Raw genomic sequence first — 15,472 nt, forward strand, 5'->3', positions numbered from 1 at the left:
TTTTGAACACATCATTTCTTCGCGCCACGGCACTTGCGGTGGTCGCCGCTGCACTGTTGGCCCCCGCGGTCGCGCAGGCGGACACGGCCGCCGGGGCCTATCTGGCCGGACGGCAGGCGATCATCGACAGCAATTTCGACTCGGCTGCCGAATATTACGCGCGCGCGCTTAGCCGGGATCGCGATAACCCCAGGCTGATGGAAAACCTGGTCCTGTCGCAACTGGCACTCAGCCGGATCGACAAGGCTTTGCCGGTTGCCAGGTTGATGGAAAGCCGAGGCTATCGCAGTCAGGTGGCCCATATGGTTGTGGTTGCCGACCTGATCGCCACTGAAAAATATGACGAGCTGTTGGCACGCGATGTTGAAACCCTGGGCATCGGGCCCTTGGTGGATGGGTTGGTGACGGCCTGGGCGCATGTGGGCGCGGGCTCGGTCGCGCAGGCCCTTGCGCAGTTCGATTCGGTTGCCGAGGAAAACGGCCTGCGCGCCTTTGCGTTGTATCACAAGGCGCTGGCGCTGGCGTCTGTTGGCGATTTCGAAGGGGCCGAAGCGATATTTGCCGACGAGACCTCGGGCGTGTCCCTGCTGTCGCGGGGCGCGGGTGTCGCGCGGGCACAGGTGCTGTCGCAACTTCAGCGCAATCAAGACGCGCTGGATTATCTGCACAATGCCTTTGGCGCGACGCTGGATCCCGGTCTGCAGGCTCTGGCGGACCGGCTGGAAGCGGGCGAACAGCTTGCGTTTGACCATGTCACGTCGGTGCGCGATGGCATGGCCGAAGTCTTCTATTCCATCGGACAGGCGCTGAACGGCGAAGCGGCGGATGACTTTGTGCTGGTCTATATTCGCACCGCAACCTATCTGCGCCCAAATCACATCGATTCATTGTTGCTGAGCGCGCAGTTGCTGGACAAGCTGGGCCAGTACGATCTGGCCGTCGCAACCTACAAGCAGATATCACAATCCAGCCCCGACTATCATGCCGCTGAAATGGGCCGGGCCGAGGCGTTGCGCCGTGCCGCCAAACCCGATGCGGCGATCGAGGTGCTGGAACAACTGGCGCGCGAGCAGCCGACATTGGCTCCGGTGCATTCCGCCCTTGGCGATCTGCTGCGGCAACAGGAGCAATATGCCGCCGCCATTCAGGCCTATGACAGGGCGCTGGAATATTCAGACCCCGAAGCGCGGGCGCGCTGGTTCCTGTTTTATGCGCGCGGCATTAGCCATGAGAGGCTCAAGCATTGGGAGCGGGCCGAAGCAGATTTTCGCAGCGCGCTTGAGATCAATCCGGATCAGCCGCAGGTGCTCAACTATCTGGGCTATTCTCTGGTTGAGCGGCAGATCAAATTGGATGAGGCGCTGGCGATGATCGAACAGGCCGTCGCCGCCCGCCCCGACAGCGGCTATATTGTCGACAGCCTGGGCTGGGTTCTCTATCGCCTGGGACGCTATGACGAAGCGGTCGATCACATGGAGACAGCGGTTGAACTGATGCCGGTGGATCCTGTGGTCAATGATCATCTTGGCGATGTCTATTGGGCTGTCGGACGTCTGCGCGAGGCCGAATTCCAGTGGAGGCGCGCGCTGTCCTTCATTGACCCGGAAGATACTGACAGCGAGGCCGATCCCGAAAGGATCCGTAGCAAGCTCAAGGTCGGGCTTGACGCTGTGCTGGCCGAAGAGGGATCGCCGCCGCTGAAGGTGGTCAATGACGGCGGCTGAACCCTGCGCCGACGCCGTACAGGAGTTTGCACCGGCCAAGATCAATCTGACGCTGCATGTCACCGGCCAGCGGCCCGATGGCTATCATTTGTTGGATTCACTGGTCGTGTTCGCCGATGTGGGCGACCGGATCGCGGTTCGGCGCGCGGACCGGATGCGGTTCAAGGTGACAGGCCCGATGGCCGCCGGTGTGCCGGTGGATGACAGCAATCTGGTCCTGCGCGCCGCACACGCCGCCGGTGTGACCCGAGCCGAAATCACTTTGGACAAACATCTGCCTGCCGCTTCGGGAATTGGCGGGGGATCGTCAGATGCGGCGGCTGTATTGCGGGCGTTGACGCGCAGCCACAAGGTGCGGCCCCTGTCCGGAGGTAGGCTGTTGCGCCTGGGGGCGGATGTTCCCGTGTGCCTGGCTGCGACGACAGCCCGCATGTCGGGCATTGGCGAGCGTCTCGCACCCGTAGCGGGCTTTCCGTCGCTTGCGGCGGTTCTGATCAATCCAGGTGTTCAGGTCCATACACCCGACGCGTTTCGCGCCTTGATGATCAAGAACGGTGCGGCAATGCCCTCGATTCCCGACTTTGCCGATACCGCAGCCTGTTGCGATTGGCTGGCTGCACAGCGCAACGATCTGCAGGCACCGGTGGTGAATATGGTTCCGGTCGTGGGCGTGGTGCTGGACGCCTTGGAAAACCAAGGCGCTGTGCTGGCCCGGATGAGCGGGTCGGGCGCCACCTGTTTTGGGCTATTTGACAGCCTTGCAACCGCGACGGCAGCCGCGCGGGCCCTGACCGAGGCCCGTTTGGGGTGGTGGATCCGGGCAACGACGCTGGCGCCGCGCCTCTCTAGACCAGCCTGACCGCGATCAATTCAGACGTGCCACCACATAGGCCGCGAGATCCCGCAACATGTCCCGGAGCGGATCATCGGGCAAGGTGTCCAGCGCCATGCGCGCCTTGTCAGCCCAGCCGACCGCGTCATCGCGCGTGGCCTTGATCGTGCCGTGTTTCTCCATCAGGGCCATTGCCGTCTGCAAGTCGCCATCGTGTTGCTTGCCCTGCTCGATGGTGCGCTGCCAAAACGCCCGTTCTTGCGGGGTGGCACGGGCCACGGCCTTGATCACGGGCAACGTCAACTTGCGTTCGCGAAAATCATCGCCCACGTTCTTGCCGGTTGCCATGCTGTCGCCCTGATAGTCCAACAAGTCGTCAGCGATCTGAAACGCGACGCCCAGGGAATCGCCATACTTATATAGCGCTTGAATCTGAGCCGCAGGTGCGCCTGCGATCACGCCACCAACCTCGGTTGCGGCGGAAAACAGCGCTGCCGTCTTGCCGCGCACTACCTGCAGATAAACGGATTCGTCGGTGGCCAGGTTTTGCGCGGCAGTCAGCTGCAACACTTCGCCCTCTGCAATCGTGGCGGCGGCATTGGCCAGGATGTCAAGCACCCGCAACGACCCGGTTTCCACCATCAACTGGAAACTGCGCGCAAACAGATAGTCGCCCACCAGAACGCTGGATTTATTGTCCCACAGCAGATTAGCGGTGGGGCGACCGCGTCGTTGGCCGCTTTCGTCGACCACGTCATCATGCAACAGGGTTGCCGTATGGATGAACTCGACCGTCGCCGCGAGGTGGATGTGATGAGGGCCGTCATAGCCGCACAGCCGGGCCGCTGCCAACGTCAACATCGGGCGCAGACGCTTGCCGCCCGCTTCGACCAGATGCGCCGTCACCTCGGGAATCCGCGGCGCATGTTCGGATGCCATCCGCTGCTGGATCAGCCGGTTTACGGCGGCCATTTCCTCTGCCAGTGCTTGCGCCAGCATATCGTGTGGTTTTGTCGCTGCGCTGGTGTTCATCACGCTCCCGCTACAAGGCTCGACAACTGCGATCCTTGCCCTTAAATCCCCGTCATGAAGGAACTTTTGCGTAGCACCGATCCCACTGTGATGGCATTTGCGTCCGCCCTTCTTCAGGGCGAGGATATAGACTGCTTTCAGATGGACGTAAATATGAGCATCCTCGAAGGAGGCATCGGAATTTTCCCGCGCAGGATGCTGGTGCGCAGCGCGGATTATGCGCGTGCGGTTCGGGTGATGCGCGACAACAAGATCGATGTGAGCCTGTGACAGCCTTTTGTGCGGAACATTTGACGCGGGATGCGTTCCTGGGCGGGCGCCTGCATCTGTTTCAGCCACGCGATGGGTATCGTGCGGGCATTGATCCCGTGCTTTTGGCGGCCAGCATTCCGGCGCGACCCGGTCAATCGGTGCTGGAACTGGGCTGTGGCGCGGGGGCTGCGGTGTTATGTCTCGCAACAAGGGTGCCGGATTTGTCGTCGGTAGGAGTCGAATTGCAACCCGCCTATGCCGAACTGGCAAGGCGCAACGCGCATGACAATCGAATCGACCTGGCGGTGGTCACGGCCGATCTGTCAGAACTTCCTCAGCCTGTGCGCCACTCCCGTTTTGACCATGTTCTGGCCAATCCGCCCTATTATCGCGCCGGGGCCCATAGCCCCGCGCGGGACGATGGGCGTGCCCTGGCCCTGGGCGAGCGTGCCACGCAATTGTCCGATTGGATCACGGTTGCAGCGCGACGTCTGGTGCCCAAGGGCTATCTGCACATGATCCAGCGGGTGGATCGGGTGCCCGACATGCTGGCGGCGTGCGAAAAGCGTCTGGGCTCGGTTGAACTGTTGCCTTTTGCGGCGCGGGCGGGGCGAGCGCCGCATCTTGTCATCCTGCGCGCGCGTAAAGAGGGACGAGCGGCGTTCCGGCTGCATGCGCCGGTGATTTTGCATGATGGGCCGCGCCATCAGGAGGATGGGGAAAGCTATGCAGCCGAACTCAACCGGATTCTGCGTGACGGGCGGGCGCTGGAGTGGCCAATATCGTGACCGAAGGTTGAGTGGATTTTTGCGCACTCAACACCAAGCTACAATTCTATTGTGTATGTTGCGTGACAGGAGGTCGGGAATATGCTCAAATCGGGTGCGCAACTTATTCAGAGGAGGATTGCCATGAGCTTGAGCTCGCACCTGACGGAACTGAAAAAGAAGCACCAGCACCTGAGTACGGAAGTCGAAGAGGCGCAGCGCGCACCGGGTGTTGATGGGCTACATGTGGCGGACCTCAAGAAACAGAAACTGAAACTCAAGGAAGAAATCGAGCGACTGTCGGTCTAGACAGGTTTGTTTCGCGATCCGTAAGTTAACTGGGTCGCCTTCCGGAACTCGCTGCGGCGCTTGGCATTTGCCCAGGCGCCGTTTTTGTTTTGCGGATCGCGGGGTAACATGCCCCATGCCCGGCACCCAATGAAAAAGGGCCAGTCGGATCAGGACTGGCCCCTTGTCGTATGATGATTCGGTTGCCCGGGAGTGGCTCAGCTGAAGAACTGGGCTCCGTTTGCGCTGATGGTGGATCCGTTGATGAAATCAGAGTCGTCGGAGGCCAGGAAGACCACACAACGGGCAATCTCTTCGGGTTGGCCCAAACGTCCTGCGGGGATCTGCGCGATGATGCTTTCGCGCACCTTTTCCGGCACGGCCATGACCATATCCGTGCCAATATAACCTGGGCAAATGGCATTGGCGGTGATGCCGGCGCGCGCGCCTTCCTGGGCCAGGGACTTGACGATGCCCAGATCGCCGGCCTTGGTGGCGGCATAGTTGACCTGTGCGAACTGGCCCTTCTGGCCATTGACAGAGCTGATCACGATGACGCGGCCGAACTTGCGTTCGCGCATCCCCGGCCAGATCGGATGTACGGTGTTGAATACGCCGGTCAGGTTGGTGTCGATGACCTCTTTCCACTGCTCCGGAGACATTTTGTGGAAGGGGGCGTCGCGGGTGATGCCGGCGTTGGCAACGACAACGTCGATCGGGCCAAGATCGGCTTCGACCTGTGAGATGCCGGCCTTGCTTTCGTCGTAATCGGCAACGTTCCACTTGTAAGTCTTAATGCCGGTTTCTTCGGTGAACTTGGCAGCGGCTTCGTCATTGCCGGCATAGGTCGCGGCAACCGAGTATCCGGCGGCTTTCAGGGCGGTGGAAATGGCGGCGCCGATACCGCGGCTGCCTCCGGTTACGAGAGCTGTTCGAGCCATTCTTGTCTCCAATAATGCGTAAGCAACTTAGTTGCGGTAAATTGGTCTGGGTGCGCAATTATATTGCGCACCCAGTTCCGTTTAGTCGCGTTCGACGCAGAGGGCAACACCCATCCCGCCGCCGATGCACAGGGTGGCGAGACCTTTCTTGGCGTCGCGTCGCTTCATCTCGAACAGCAGCGTGTTCAGGACCCGCGCACCCGAGGCACCGATAGGATGGCCGATGGCGATGGCGCCGCCGTTCACGTTCACGATTGCGGGATCCCAACCCATGTCCTTGTTCACGGCACAGGCCTGGGCGGCAAAGGCTTCGTTGGCTTCCACCAGGTCCAGATCCTCGGCTTTCCAGCCCGCCTTTTCCAGCGCCTTGCGCGAGGCATAGATCGGGCCGACGCCCATGATCGACGGGTCCAGACCGGCGGTTGCATAGGACGCGATGCGGGCCATTGGCTCGATCCCGCGCTTTTGGGCATTGTCCGCGGACATCAGCAGCACGGCGGCTGCGCCATCATTCAACCCCGATGCATTGGCAGCGGTGACCGATCCGTCCTTGGTGAAGGCAGGGCGCAACTTGGCCATGGCTTCCATGGTGGCGCCATGGCGGATGTATTCGTCCTGATCCATCACGATGTCGCCCTTGCGGGTCTTGATGATGAAGGGCACGATTTCATCGGCGAATTTTCCGGCTTTCTGTGCCGCTTCGGCCTTGTTCTGGCTGGCGACGGCAAACTCGTCCTGTTGCTCGCGGCTGATCTGCCATTTCTCGGCGACGTTTTCAGCGGTCTGGCCCATATGATAGCCATTGAACGCATCCCACAGCCCGTCGCGGATCATGGTGTCGATATATTTCATGTCGCCCATCTTGTGGCCGTTGCGCAGGTTGGCGGCATGGGGCGACATGGACATGTTTTCCTGGCCGCCGGCGGCGACTATGTCCGCGTCACCCAGAGCAATATGCTGCGCACCCAATGCCACGGCCCGCAGGCCGGATCCGCAGACCTGGTTGATGCCCCAGGCGGCGCTTTCGATGGGGAGACCGGCGTTGATATGCGCCTGGCGTGCCGGGTTTTGTCCCTGTGCCGCTGTCAGCACCTGACCCAGGATGGTTTCTGACACGTCGGCCTTGTCGACACCGGCGCGAGCGACCACGGCTTCCAGCACGGCGGCACCCAGGTCGTGGGCGGTTGTATTGGCGAAAGAACCGCCAAAGCTGCCAACCCCGGTTCGGGCGGCCGATGCTATTACTACGTTCGTCATTTCTGTGAATCCTTTGCCACTGAGCGTTAGCGGGGGCCGACGGATCCGTATCGCCCTGCGACGCTACGCATCCGGGAATCCCCCTCCTCCCGAGACGGACATAAAGGATTGCCGTTGGGTCAGCAACGGGCAGTGTGTCTCAGAGAAATTTTCGCGCGTGGCCGGCTGGTGCCCGCGCCCGCTTTGCGCTCCGGTCAGCCGGTTGCTGATTTCCCCTCGGGGATCCAGGGCGGGCGGACCGTGGGTGCGCCAAAAAGGTAGCCCTGCAGGCAATCTACTCCATTGGCGGCCAGGAACTCGGCATCTTCGACGGTTTCCACCTGATTGGCGATGATCAGCATGTCGAACTGCTTGGCCACTGCGATAAGGGCGCGCACTACCGACTGATTGTCCGCATCGGCATGCACGCCGCGTACGAACTGGCTGTCGATCTTGACCGCGTCGAAAAAGAAATCCTTAAGATATCTGAATGCGGTCATACCGCCGCCGAAGTCGTCGAGCGCAAAGCCAATGCTGCGGTCCTGCAACCGGTCCATGAAGTCGATCACCAGTTCTGGAACCGTCATTGCCGAGGCCTCGGAGATTTCAAGCATGAGCCGCTCGCCCAGGGTTTGGTCCTTGTTCAGGTGACGGTCCAGGATGCGCATCCAGCGTTTATAGCCGATCGAGCGGGCCGACATGTTCAGTGACAACCGCACCGACGGATTTTCGGCCAGCGTGCGCAGCCCGGTTTCCAGTGTCACACAGTCGATTTCCCGACCCAGCTCGGTGTTTTCGACCATTGGCAGGAAGTCGCGGGCGGGCACCACCCGTCCGGTGTCGTCCAGAATGCGGATCAGCCCCTCGTAAAATGCGGTCTGGTGAGGCGGATGTGCCTGCATCACCGGCTGATAGGCCAGCATGGTCTGGCGGTGCCGCACAGCCTGTTCCACCATCTCTATGGTGCCGCCATCGCGCGCGCCAACAGCGGCCTCCAGCGGGCTGTATTGGCCGGCAGGCACATCGGCATACATTTTTCGGCGTGTCAGCATGTGGCCCCCGGCTGGTAGCGGTCGAATTTCTGGCGACCCCGATGAATCGCGTTGCAAGACACCTGACTCGCCGGGGTAAAGCCCGTCTTAAAGCTCGCATTTGGCGCGGTTTTGAGTCACTTCTGATGCAATAGGACAGGAGACGGCAATGGAACGTTGCGGCTGGGCCGGGCAAGAACAGATTTACCTGCAATATCATGATACTGAGTGGGGGGTGCCGGAATATGACAGCCGCGCCTTGTGGGAAAAACTGATCCTCGACGGCTTTCAGGCCGGGCTGAGCTGGATCACGATCCTTAGAAAGCGAGACAATTTTCGCAGCGCATTTGCGGGTTTCGACCCGAATGTCGTTGCGGGGTGGGGCGAACCCGAGATCGAGCGGCTGTTGGGTGACCCCGGCATCGTTCGTCATCGTGGCAAGATCGAGGCCACAATCGGCAATGCGCATGCCTGGCAGAAGATTGAGCGGGAACAGGGGTTCGACCGGTTCCTTTGGAGGTATGTCGGTGGAAAACCGGTTCAGAATACATGGGCCAGTTTGGCTGAGGTGCCGACCTTTACGCCGCTCTCCATGCAGATATCGAAGGATCTGAAAAAGGCGGGGTTCCGGTTTTGCGGCCCGACTATCGTTTATGCATTCATGCAGGCGGTCGGAATGGTCAACGACCACCTGATCACTTGCCCGTGCCACGACCTGGTGGCGCGGCAGGCGGGCGCAAGTCGAGCCACTTAGGCGGTTCTCCGAAACAGCCGTACGATTGTTGTTCCCAGGGTTCCGATCACCCCGAGAAACACCATGGCAAATCCGATCGGAATCAGAAAGAACGGTTCGCGCAAGACACCTTGGGCGTCGACACTGGAGCCAATGACCGAATACAGAAGCGTGCAACCCAAGCCTGCAAGCCCGAGGGTCAGAAAGATGAGGAAGGGTCTGGACATATTCAGGCTCCGGAAAGGTTCCGGACGCACTTAGTCTCGATCTTCCGGATTGCAACCTCAGCCCTCAAGTCGCAGGCGGTGTCGGTCGGGCGTGTTCGTCAGTTCAGCAGCGCATCCAGAATTGCGTGGGCGCTGTCCGAATTCCAATCCGCATCGCCGATCAGGCGGGCGATTTCCTGGCCCTCGGGGTTCAGAATCACGGTAATCGGCAGACCCAAGACCGCCATCTCACGCGCAACAGCCTGTTTCGGGTCCTGATGGCGCGGCAGGTTGGTTACCTTGATCTCGTCAAAGAACTTCTGGATGCCAACCGGCGAGTTACGCCCGGTGGCCAGGGTCAGAACCTCGAAATTCTCGCCGCCGTAACGCTCCTGCAGGGCGGATAGCATCGGCATCTCCTTGCGGCAGGGTGCACACCAGGTGGCCCAGAAATTCAGCAGCACGTATTTGCCCTGCCAATCGGCCAGCGTTGCTGTCCCGGCGCCATCCGCCAACTCGAACGTTGCGGCGCCGACCGGTTTCGGCTCGGCGTGGAACGTCAACTTTTTCATGTCGCCCTCGCGCAGCGCATCAAGCGTGGCGATGTCGGCGGCAGCCGCTGTGTTTGCACCCAGAGACAGGGCTAGATAAAGGAGAGCGGAACGGAACAGGCGCATATTTCCTCCAGGGGTGCACGGCATGACAGATCAATCCTCGAACCAGATGTGGGGCGGCCGCTTTGCCGCCGGACCGGACGCGATCATGGAGGCGATCAATGCCTCGATCGGGTTCGACCGTCGGATGGCGGCGCAAGACATTGCCGGCTCGCGGGCCCATGCGGCGATGCTGGCCGCAACAGGCGTGATCAGCGATAGCGATGCCGAAGCGATAGGGAAAGGCCTGCTCACCGTATTGTCAGAAATCGAAGGCGGGACATTCGAGTTCTCCACCGCACTCGAAGACATTCACATGAATGTCGAGGCACGGTTGAAAGAGATTGTCGGCGAGCCGGCGGGGCGTCTGCACACCGGTCGTTCCCGGAACGACCAGGTCGCCACCGACTTCAAACTGTGGGTGCGTGACCAGCTGGACGCTGCTGAACAGGGGCTGTCGGTGCTGATCCGCGCCCTGTTGGGGCAGGCCGAGGCCGGGGCCGATTGGGTGATGCCGGGTTTCACCCATCTGCAGACCGCGCAGCCGGTGACCTGGGGCCATCACATGATGGCCTATGTGGAAATGTTCGGGCGTGACCTGAGCCGGGTTCGGGACGCGCGCGCGCGGATGAACGAATCGCCTTTGGGCGCGGCGGCCCTGGCGGGCACAAGTTTCCCGATTGATCGCGAGATGACCGCCAGGGCGCTGGGGTTTGACCGGCCCGCCGCCAATTCTCTGGATGCGGTCAGCGACCGGGATTTCGCGTTGGAGTTTCTGAGCGTGGCCAGTATCAGCGCCATGCACCTGTCGCGTATGGCCGAAGAGCTGGTGATCTGGTCCTCGGCCCAGTTCCGGTTTGTGATTCTGTCTGACCGGTTCTCGACCGGATCGTCCATCATGCCGCAGAAAAAGAACCCCGACGCCGCCGAGCTGATCCGCGCCAAGGTCGGGCGTATTTTTGGCGCCAATACCGCATTGATGATGGTGATGAAGGGATTGCCGCTGGCCTATTCAAAGGACATGCAGGAAGACAAGGAACAGGTGTTTGACGCCGCCGACAACTGGATGCTGGCTCTGGCGGCGATGGAGGGTATGGTGCGCGACATGACCGCCAACCGCGACAGTCTCGCGGCGGCGGCGGGCAGCGGGTTCTCCACCGCGACCGATCTTGCCGACTGGCTGGTGCGGGTGCCTGGGCTGCCGTTCCGTGACGCACATCATGTCACCGGATCTCTGGTGGCGCTGGCCGAAAGCAAGGGCTGCGACCTGCCCGACCTGAGCCTGGATGAGATGCAATCGGCCCATGCAGGCATCACTGCGGATGTGTTTGGTGTCCTTGGGGTGGAAAATTCGGTAAACTCACGTATGTCCTATGGGGGCACCGCGCCTGAACAGGTCCGCGCCCAGATCAAACGTTGGAAGGCAATTCTGTGATGATCCGTATGTTTTGCGCCTGTATGCTGATGCTGCCGTTGATCGGTTGCGGGGTGGATGGCGAGCCAATTCCGCCCGCGCCCAAGCCCGAGAAAAAGTCCGGCATTCGAGTCTCCGGCGAGGCGCGTGCCGGGATCGCGATCACCCGTGGCGCAGTGACTCCGCTGTGGTCGCTGCCCTCCAGTGACCCAAACGGTTAAGGGGGCAATGCCCGTGCGCGCGCTTGCAACTGGCCTGTTGACGATCGCGTTCCTGCTAAGCGGGTGCGATGCCTCTCAGGAGCCGGTTCAACCCGCGGTCAACCTGGGCGTCGGGGTTGGGTCTGGCGGAGTGAACACCTATGGCGGTGTCGGCTTTTTTCAGGGACCGCTTTCGGTCTATCTGGGTTTCTGAAGCCGTCCGTTCGCTGCGGGCGCGGCGATTCCATTTGATCCGGATTGTGGTTTCGGTCTAATCGCGCAGTATGGATCATTTTCTCTATCGCAATGGTGTCCTGCACGCCGAAGACGTGCCTGTCACCGAGATCGCTGCCGCTGTGGGCACGCCGTTCTATCTGTATTCGACCGCCACGCTGCTGCGTCATTTCGCACTGTTCGACGAGGCGCTCGCGGGCACCGACCATCTGGTCTGCTATGCGATGAAAGCGGCCAGCAACCAGGCGATCCTGCGGACACTGGCACAGGCCGGGGCGGGCATGGACGTGGTGTCGATGGGCGAATACCTGCGTGCGCGTGCCGCCGGGGTGCCGGGCGAAAGGATCGTGTTTTCTGGCGTCGGCAAGACCGGTGACGAAATCCGCACCGCGTTGCAGGGCGGTATCCGTCAGTTCAACGTCGAATCCGAACCCGAGATGGAGGTGCTGAACGCGGTGGCCCTGTCGCTCGGCAAGGTTGCTCCGATTACCATCCGGGTGAATCCGGACGTGGATGCCAAAACCCATACCAAGATCGCCACCGGAAAATCCGAGAACAAATTTGGCATTCCCATAGCCCGGGCCCGCGCGGTCTATGCCATGGCCGGGGCAATGCGGGGGCTCGATGTGATCGGCATCGACGTGCATATCGGCAGTCAGCTGACCGATCTCGCGCCCTTCGAGGCGGCCTATACCAAGGTTGCGGAACTGACCGAACAGCTGCGCGCCGACGGGCATGACATTCGCCGCCTCGATTTGGGGGGCGGTCTGGGCATCCCCTATGAGCGCTCCAACAGCGCGCCACCGCTGCCGCTGGACTATGGCGCGCTGATCAAACGTACGTTGGCGCATCTGGGGTGCGAAATCGAAATCGAACCGGGCCGACTGATTGCGGGCAACGCGGGCATCATGGTCAGCAAGGTGATTTACCTGAAATCCGGTGAAGGGCGGGATTTCCTGATCATCGACGGGGCGATGAACGACCTGATCCGCCCGGCCATGTATGACGCGCATCACGACATCGTGCCGGTGATCGAACCGGCGGCGGGCACCGAACAACAGCCCTATGATATCGTTGGGCCGGTCTGCGAAAGCGGCGATACCTTTGCCAGGCAACGCGATATGCCACCGCTTGCCGCTGGCGATCTGATCGCCTTTCGCGGCGCCGGTGCTTATGGCGCAGTGATGGCAAGCGAATACAACACCCGGCCTCTGATCCCCGAGGTTCTGGTCAATGGCGATCAATTTGCGGTCATTCGCCCGCGTCCGACCTTTGACGAAATGATAAATCGCGATACCATCCCCGAGTGGCTGTGACGCAATCCTGCGGTCTGGCCGTTCGGAGTATGTGATGGCCCTGCCCAAAGGCCCCGGTCTCGTGATGCGCAAGCTGCGTCTGCCGCTGGCCCTGACGTGGGGCGGGCTGATGGCCCAAGCGGTTCTGCGTGCCTTTTGGCCGCTGATCAGCATTGTGTTGTTTGCCCTGGCCCTGACGATGCTGGGACTTCACGATCTGGTGCCGGTCGAAGTGGTCTGGGGCATGGGGGCGCTGTGCGTATTGGCGGCGGTTGTCACCGGCATTCGGGGCATCCGGCGGTTGCAATGGCCAACCCAGGCTCAGGCTTTGGCGCGGCTGGACGAAACCCTGCCCGGGCGTCCGATCCAGGCGCTGCTGGACGATCAGGCGATCGGATCCACGGACGCGGCTTCGGTTGCAGTCTGGCGGGCGCATCAGGCGCGGATGGCCGAACGCGTCGCTACGGCACAAGCCCCGGCACCTGATCTGCGTCTGGCGCGCAGCGATCCGTTTGCGCTGCGGTATGTGGCTTTGCTGACCTTTCTTGTCGCCTTGCTGTTTGGATCGATCTGGCGCGTGGCCACAGTGGCGGATATGGCCCCCAGCAAGCTGGATCTGGCGTCTGGACCCGCTTGGGAAGGCTGGGTCGAGCCGCCCCGCTATACCGCGAAGCCAACCCTGTATCTGGCGGATGTCAGGGGCAACGATCTGCCGGTGCCCGAGGGCAGCCGCATAACCCTGCGCTTTTACGGTGAAGTGGGCGCGCTGAGTCTGGCGGAAACTGTCTCGCAGCGCGGTGAGGCGCCGCCCGCATCCGATCCGGTACAGGATTTCACCGTGGCGCGGAACGGCGAATTGCGTATCGACGGACCGGGTGGGCGCGGCTGGGCTGTGCGGATCGTGCCCGACGCCGCCCCGGAAATCGCCATCGAAGGGACCGCCGAGGCCGAGGCCACGGGCGAGATGAAACTGCCGTTCACGGCCAGCGACGATTATGGTGTGATCGCGGGGCAGGCGGTGATTGCGCTGGATCAGGACGCGATCGTGCGCCGCTATGGTCTGGCCGCCGATCCCGATGCGCGCGAGGCTTTGCTGGTGCCTTTGCCGATGCCGATTGCCGGGGATCGACGGGCGTTCAGCGAAACCCTCATCGAGGATTATTCCAAACACGCCTGGGCCAATCTGCCGGTCACTTTTACCCTGTCGGTCGAAGATGCCGCCGGGCAGGTGACGCAGACGCCCGCCACTGCCATGGTCCTGCCCGCACGCCGGTTCTTTGATCCGCTGGCCGCTGCGGTCATCGAACAGCGTCGTGACTTGTTGTGGGCGCGGGCGAATGCGCCGCGCGTGGCGCAGATTCTGCGGGCGGTGTCACACCGGCCAGAGGATCTGTTCCGCTCGCAGACCGCCTATCTGCGGCTGCGTTTCATTCTGCGTCGACTGGAAACCGCGACGATCCGGGGGCTGAAAGCGGAACAGCAAGAGGAGTTGGCCGAGGCGCTGTGGGACTTGGCGATTCAACTGGAAGAGGGGGACCTGGCCGACGCGCTGGAACGTCTGCGCCGGGCGCAGGAACGGCTGAGCGAGGCGATGAAAGACGGTGCCAGCGATCAGGAGATCGCTGAGTTGATGCAGGAATTGCGCCAGGCCACCGATAACTATCTGCAGCAACTGTCGCGCCAGGCTCAGCAAAACGGCGAGCAAGGCGACCAGCAGCAGGCGCAGAATTCGATGCAGATGACCCAGGACGACCTGCAACGGATGATGGACCGGATCCAGGAGTTGATGGAACAGGGCCGCATGGCCGAGGCAGAACAGGCGCTGCAGGAGTTGCAGCAGATGATGGAAAACATGCGCGTGACGCAAGGCCAGGGACAGGGCAGTCAATCTGCGGGCCAGCAGGCGATGGAGGGGCTGGCCGAGACCCTGCGTGAACAGCAGGGGCTGTCGGATCAGGCCTTTCGCGATTTGCAGGAACAGTTCAACCCCGGTGCGCAGGCGGGCGAAAGCCAGGGCAACCAAGGCCGCAATGGCGGTCAGGGGCGTGGACAAAGCCACCAGGGCGAGGGCCAGGGCCGTGGTCAGGCGGACGGTGACGACGGCGATGGGACACAACAGGGTCAGGAGTCGCTGGCGGATCGCCAGCAGGCGCTGCGCGATGAACTGGGCCGCCAGCAGGGCCGCATGCCCGGTGCCGGAACGCCGGCAGGCGATGCCGCGCGCGAGGCGCTGGACCGGGCCGGGCGGGCCATGGAAGGGGCCGAGCAATCCTTGCGTCAGGACGACTATGCAGGTGCCATCGACCAACAATCCGAGGCGATGGAGGCCCTGCGCGAGGGCATGCGGGCGCTGGGTGAGGCGATGGCCGAGCAACAGCAAAGCCAACCGGGGCAGGGCAGCGCAGAAGGCGATATGCAGACCCAGAACCGCGACCCGTTGGGTCGCAATACGGGGTCAAACGGATCGCTCGGCTCGCCAGAGAATCTGTTGCAGGGAGAGGATGTCTATCGACGGGCGCGCGAGTTGCTGGATGAAATTCGCCGCCGCTCGGGCGAAGGCGAGCGCCCCGAAGTGGAACGCAATTATCTGCAACGGTTGCTGGAACGGTTCTGACCGGTGCGGAGCCCTCCCAT

The 15,472-nt window shown here is 61.9% G+C and carries 17 protein-coding genes; 11 read left to right on the forward strand and 6 right to left on the reverse strand.

Annotated elements, in window-relative coordinates:
* Window positions 1-2: 2 nt before the first annotated feature.
* Window positions 3-1,724, forward strand: coding sequence for a tetratricopeptide repeat protein (locus NANH_RS0117760; protein WP_027263273.1), 1,722 nt, complete (start codon window positions 3-5; stop codon window positions 1,722-1,724).
* The gene (locus tag NANH_RS0117765) at window positions 1,711-2,583 is read left to right on the forward strand and encodes a 4-(cytidine 5'-diphospho)-2-C-methyl-D-erythritol kinase (RefSeq protein WP_027263274.1); all 873 of its coding nucleotides are present in this window, start codon (window positions 1,711-1,713) and stop codon (window positions 2,581-2,583) included. Before NANH_RS0117760 ends, NANH_RS0117765 begins: the two co-directional genes overlap by 14 nt.
* 6 nt (window positions 2,584-2,589) lie before the next feature.
* Here NANH_RS0117765 and NANH_RS0117770 read toward each other — a convergent pair whose 3' ends face one another.
* Entirely contained in the window at window positions 2,590-3,588 is a 999-nt protein-coding gene (locus NANH_RS0117770) for a polyprenyl synthetase family protein (RefSeq protein ID WP_027263275.1), read from the reverse strand.
* A gap of 54 nt (window positions 3,589-3,642) precedes the next feature.
* Here NANH_RS0117770 and NANH_RS0117775 point away from each other — a divergent pair, with 54 nt between their 5' ends.
* The 3 genes from NANH_RS0117775 to NANH_RS26540 all read left to right on the forward strand — a co-directional run bounded on the left by NANH_RS0117775 (window position 3,643) and on the right by NANH_RS26540 (window position 4,916).
* The gene (locus tag NANH_RS0117775; protein WP_027263276.1) at window positions 3,643-3,858 is read left to right on the forward strand and encodes a putative signal transducing protein; all 216 of its coding nucleotides are present in this window, start codon (window positions 3,643-3,645) and stop codon (window positions 3,856-3,858) included.
* Window positions 3,855-4,628 carry a tRNA1(Val) (adenine(37)-N6)-methyltransferase gene (locus NANH_RS0117780; protein WP_027263277.1) on the forward strand — a complete coding sequence of 258 codons (774 nt, stop codon included), beginning with the start codon at window positions 3,855-3,857 and terminating at the stop codon, window positions 4,626-4,628. The genes NANH_RS0117775 and NANH_RS0117780 overlap by 4 nt, the downstream gene beginning before the upstream one ends.
* Window positions 4,629-4,751: 123 nt before the next feature.
* Window positions 4,752-4,916, forward strand: coding sequence for a YdcH family protein (locus NANH_RS26540; RefSeq protein WP_074920517.1), 165 nt, complete (start codon window positions 4,752-4,754; stop codon window positions 4,914-4,916).
* 197 nt (window positions 4,917-5,113) lie between these two features.
* Here NANH_RS26540 and phbB read toward each other — a convergent pair whose 3' ends face one another.
* From phbB to NANH_RS0117800, 3 genes are all read right to left on the reverse strand, one after another.
* Window positions 5,114-5,836: an acetoacetyl-CoA reductase gene (gene phbB, locus NANH_RS0117790; protein ID WP_027263278.1), complete on the reverse strand. Its 723-nt coding sequence runs from the start codon at window positions 5,834-5,836 to the stop codon at window positions 5,114-5,116.
* Between the two features lie 81 nt (window positions 5,837-5,917).
* Entirely contained in the window at window positions 5,918-7,093 is a 1,176-nt protein-coding gene (locus tag NANH_RS0117795) for an acetyl-CoA C-acetyltransferase (RefSeq protein ID WP_027263279.1), read from the reverse strand.
* A gap of 194 nt (window positions 7,094-7,287) precedes the next feature.
* A complete protein-coding gene (locus NANH_RS0117800) occupies window positions 7,288-8,124 on the reverse strand; it encodes an EAL domain-containing protein (RefSeq protein ID WP_027263280.1) in 837 nt (278 codons plus the stop codon).
* Window positions 8,125-8,272: 148 nt separating this feature from the next.
* Between NANH_RS0117800 and NANH_RS0117805 the strand changes: the two genes are divergently transcribed.
* Window positions 8,273-8,857, forward strand: coding sequence for a DNA-3-methyladenine glycosylase I (locus tag NANH_RS0117805; protein ID WP_027263281.1), 585 nt, complete (start codon window positions 8,273-8,275; stop codon window positions 8,855-8,857).
* On the opposite strand, the gene NANH_RS0117810 is transcribed toward NANH_RS0117805, so the two are convergent.
* Window positions 8,854-9,063: a DUF3955 domain-containing protein gene (locus NANH_RS0117810; RefSeq protein WP_027263282.1), complete on the reverse strand. Its 210-nt coding sequence runs from the start codon at window positions 9,061-9,063 to the stop codon at window positions 8,854-8,856. The genes NANH_RS0117805 and NANH_RS0117810 overlap by 4 nt on opposite strands.
* Before the next feature lie 98 nt (window positions 9,064-9,161).
* Window positions 9,162-9,719, reverse strand: a complete 558-nt coding sequence (locus NANH_RS0117815) for a TlpA family protein disulfide reductase (protein WP_027263283.1) — start codon at window positions 9,717-9,719, stop codon at window positions 9,162-9,164.
* Window positions 9,720-9,741: 22 nt separating this feature from the next.
* On the opposite strand from NANH_RS0117815, the gene argH reads away from it, so the two are divergent.
* The 5 genes from argH to NANH_RS0117840 all read left to right on the forward strand — a co-directional run bounded on the left by argH (window position 9,742) and on the right by NANH_RS0117840 (window position 15,452).
* Complete coding sequence (gene argH, locus NANH_RS0117820) at window positions 9,742-11,130, forward strand: argininosuccinate lyase (RefSeq protein ID WP_027263284.1); 1,389 nt, start codon at window positions 9,742-9,744, stop codon at window positions 11,128-11,130.
* On the forward strand, window positions 11,130-11,330 hold the full coding sequence (locus tag NANH_RS28955; RefSeq protein ID WP_027263285.1) for a hypothetical protein: 201 nt from the start codon (window positions 11,130-11,132) through the stop codon (window positions 11,328-11,330). The genes argH and NANH_RS28955 overlap by 1 nt, the downstream gene beginning before the upstream one ends.
* A 13-nt stretch (window positions 11,331-11,343) precedes the next feature.
* Complete coding sequence (locus tag NANH_RS0117830; protein WP_027263286.1) at window positions 11,344-11,523, forward strand: hypothetical protein; 180 nt, start codon at window positions 11,344-11,346, stop codon at window positions 11,521-11,523.
* 70 nt (window positions 11,524-11,593) lie between these two features.
* The gene (gene lysA / locus NANH_RS0117835) at window positions 11,594-12,859 is read left to right on the forward strand and encodes a diaminopimelate decarboxylase (RefSeq protein ID WP_027263287.1); all 1,266 of its coding nucleotides are present in this window, start codon (window positions 11,594-11,596) and stop codon (window positions 12,857-12,859) included.
* A gap of 34 nt (window positions 12,860-12,893) precedes the next feature.
* Window positions 12,894-15,452, forward strand: coding sequence for a TIGR02302 family protein (locus NANH_RS0117840; RefSeq protein ID WP_027263288.1), 2,559 nt, complete (start codon window positions 12,894-12,896; stop codon window positions 15,450-15,452).
* Window positions 15,453-15,472: the final 20 nt, after the last annotated feature.

It is taken from the genome of Sedimentitalea nanhaiensis DSM 24252, assembly GCF_000473225.1.
GTDB classification, from domain to species: Bacteria; Pseudomonadota; Alphaproteobacteria; order Rhodobacterales; family Rhodobacteraceae; genus Sedimentitalea; species Sedimentitalea nanhaiensis.

Excerpts from the sequence above, each read along its gene's own strand:
- NANH_RS0117770 (WP_027263275.1), bottom strand. The coding sequence starts at position 3,588 with ATGAACACCAGCGCAGCGACAAAACCACACGATATGCTGGCGCAAGCA.
- NANH_RS0117810 (WP_027263282.1), bottom strand. The coding sequence starts at position 9,063 with ATGTCCAGACCCTTCCTCATCTTTCTGACCCTCGGGCTTGCAGGCTTG.
- lysA (WP_027263287.1), top strand. The coding sequence starts at position 11,594 with ATGGATCATTTTCTCTATCGCAATGGTGTCCTGCACGCCGAAGACGTG.
- NANH_RS0117775 (WP_027263276.1), top strand. The coding sequence starts at position 3,643 with ATGAAGGAACTTTTGCGTAGCACCGATCCCACTGTGATGGCATTTGCG.
- phbB (WP_027263278.1), bottom strand. The coding sequence starts at position 5,836 with ATGGCTCGAACAGCTCTCGTAACCGGAGGCAGCCGCGGTATCGGCGCC.
- NANH_RS0117805 (WP_027263281.1), top strand. The coding sequence starts at position 8,273 with ATGGAACGTTGCGGCTGGGCCGGGCAAGAACAGATTTACCTGCAATAT.
- NANH_RS0117795 (WP_027263279.1), bottom strand. The coding sequence starts at position 7,093 with ATGACGAACGTAGTAATAGCATCGGCCGCCCGAACCGGGGTTGGCAGC.
- NANH_RS0117815 (WP_027263283.1), bottom strand. The coding sequence starts at position 9,719 with ATGCGCCTGTTCCGTTCCGCTCTCCTTTATCTAGCCCTGTCTCTGGGT.
- NANH_RS26540 (WP_074920517.1), top strand. The coding sequence starts at position 4,752 with ATGAGCTTGAGCTCGCACCTGACGGAACTGAAAAAGAAGCACCAGCAC.
- NANH_RS28955 (WP_027263285.1), top strand. The coding sequence starts at position 11,130 with ATGATCCGTATGTTTTGCGCCTGTATGCTGATGCTGCCGTTGATCGGT.
- NANH_RS0117840 (WP_027263288.1), top strand. The coding sequence starts at position 12,894 with ATGGCCCTGCCCAAAGGCCCCGGTCTCGTGATGCGCAAGCTGCGTCTG.
- argH (WP_027263284.1), top strand. The coding sequence starts at position 9,742 with ATGACAGATCAATCCTCGAACCAGATGTGGGGCGGCCGCTTTGCCGCC.
- NANH_RS0117800 (WP_027263280.1), bottom strand. The coding sequence starts at position 8,124 with ATGCTGACACGCCGAAAAATGTATGCCGATGTGCCTGCCGGCCAATAC.
- NANH_RS0117765 (WP_027263274.1), top strand. The coding sequence starts at position 1,711 with ATGACGGCGGCTGAACCCTGCGCCGACGCCGTACAGGAGTTTGCACCG.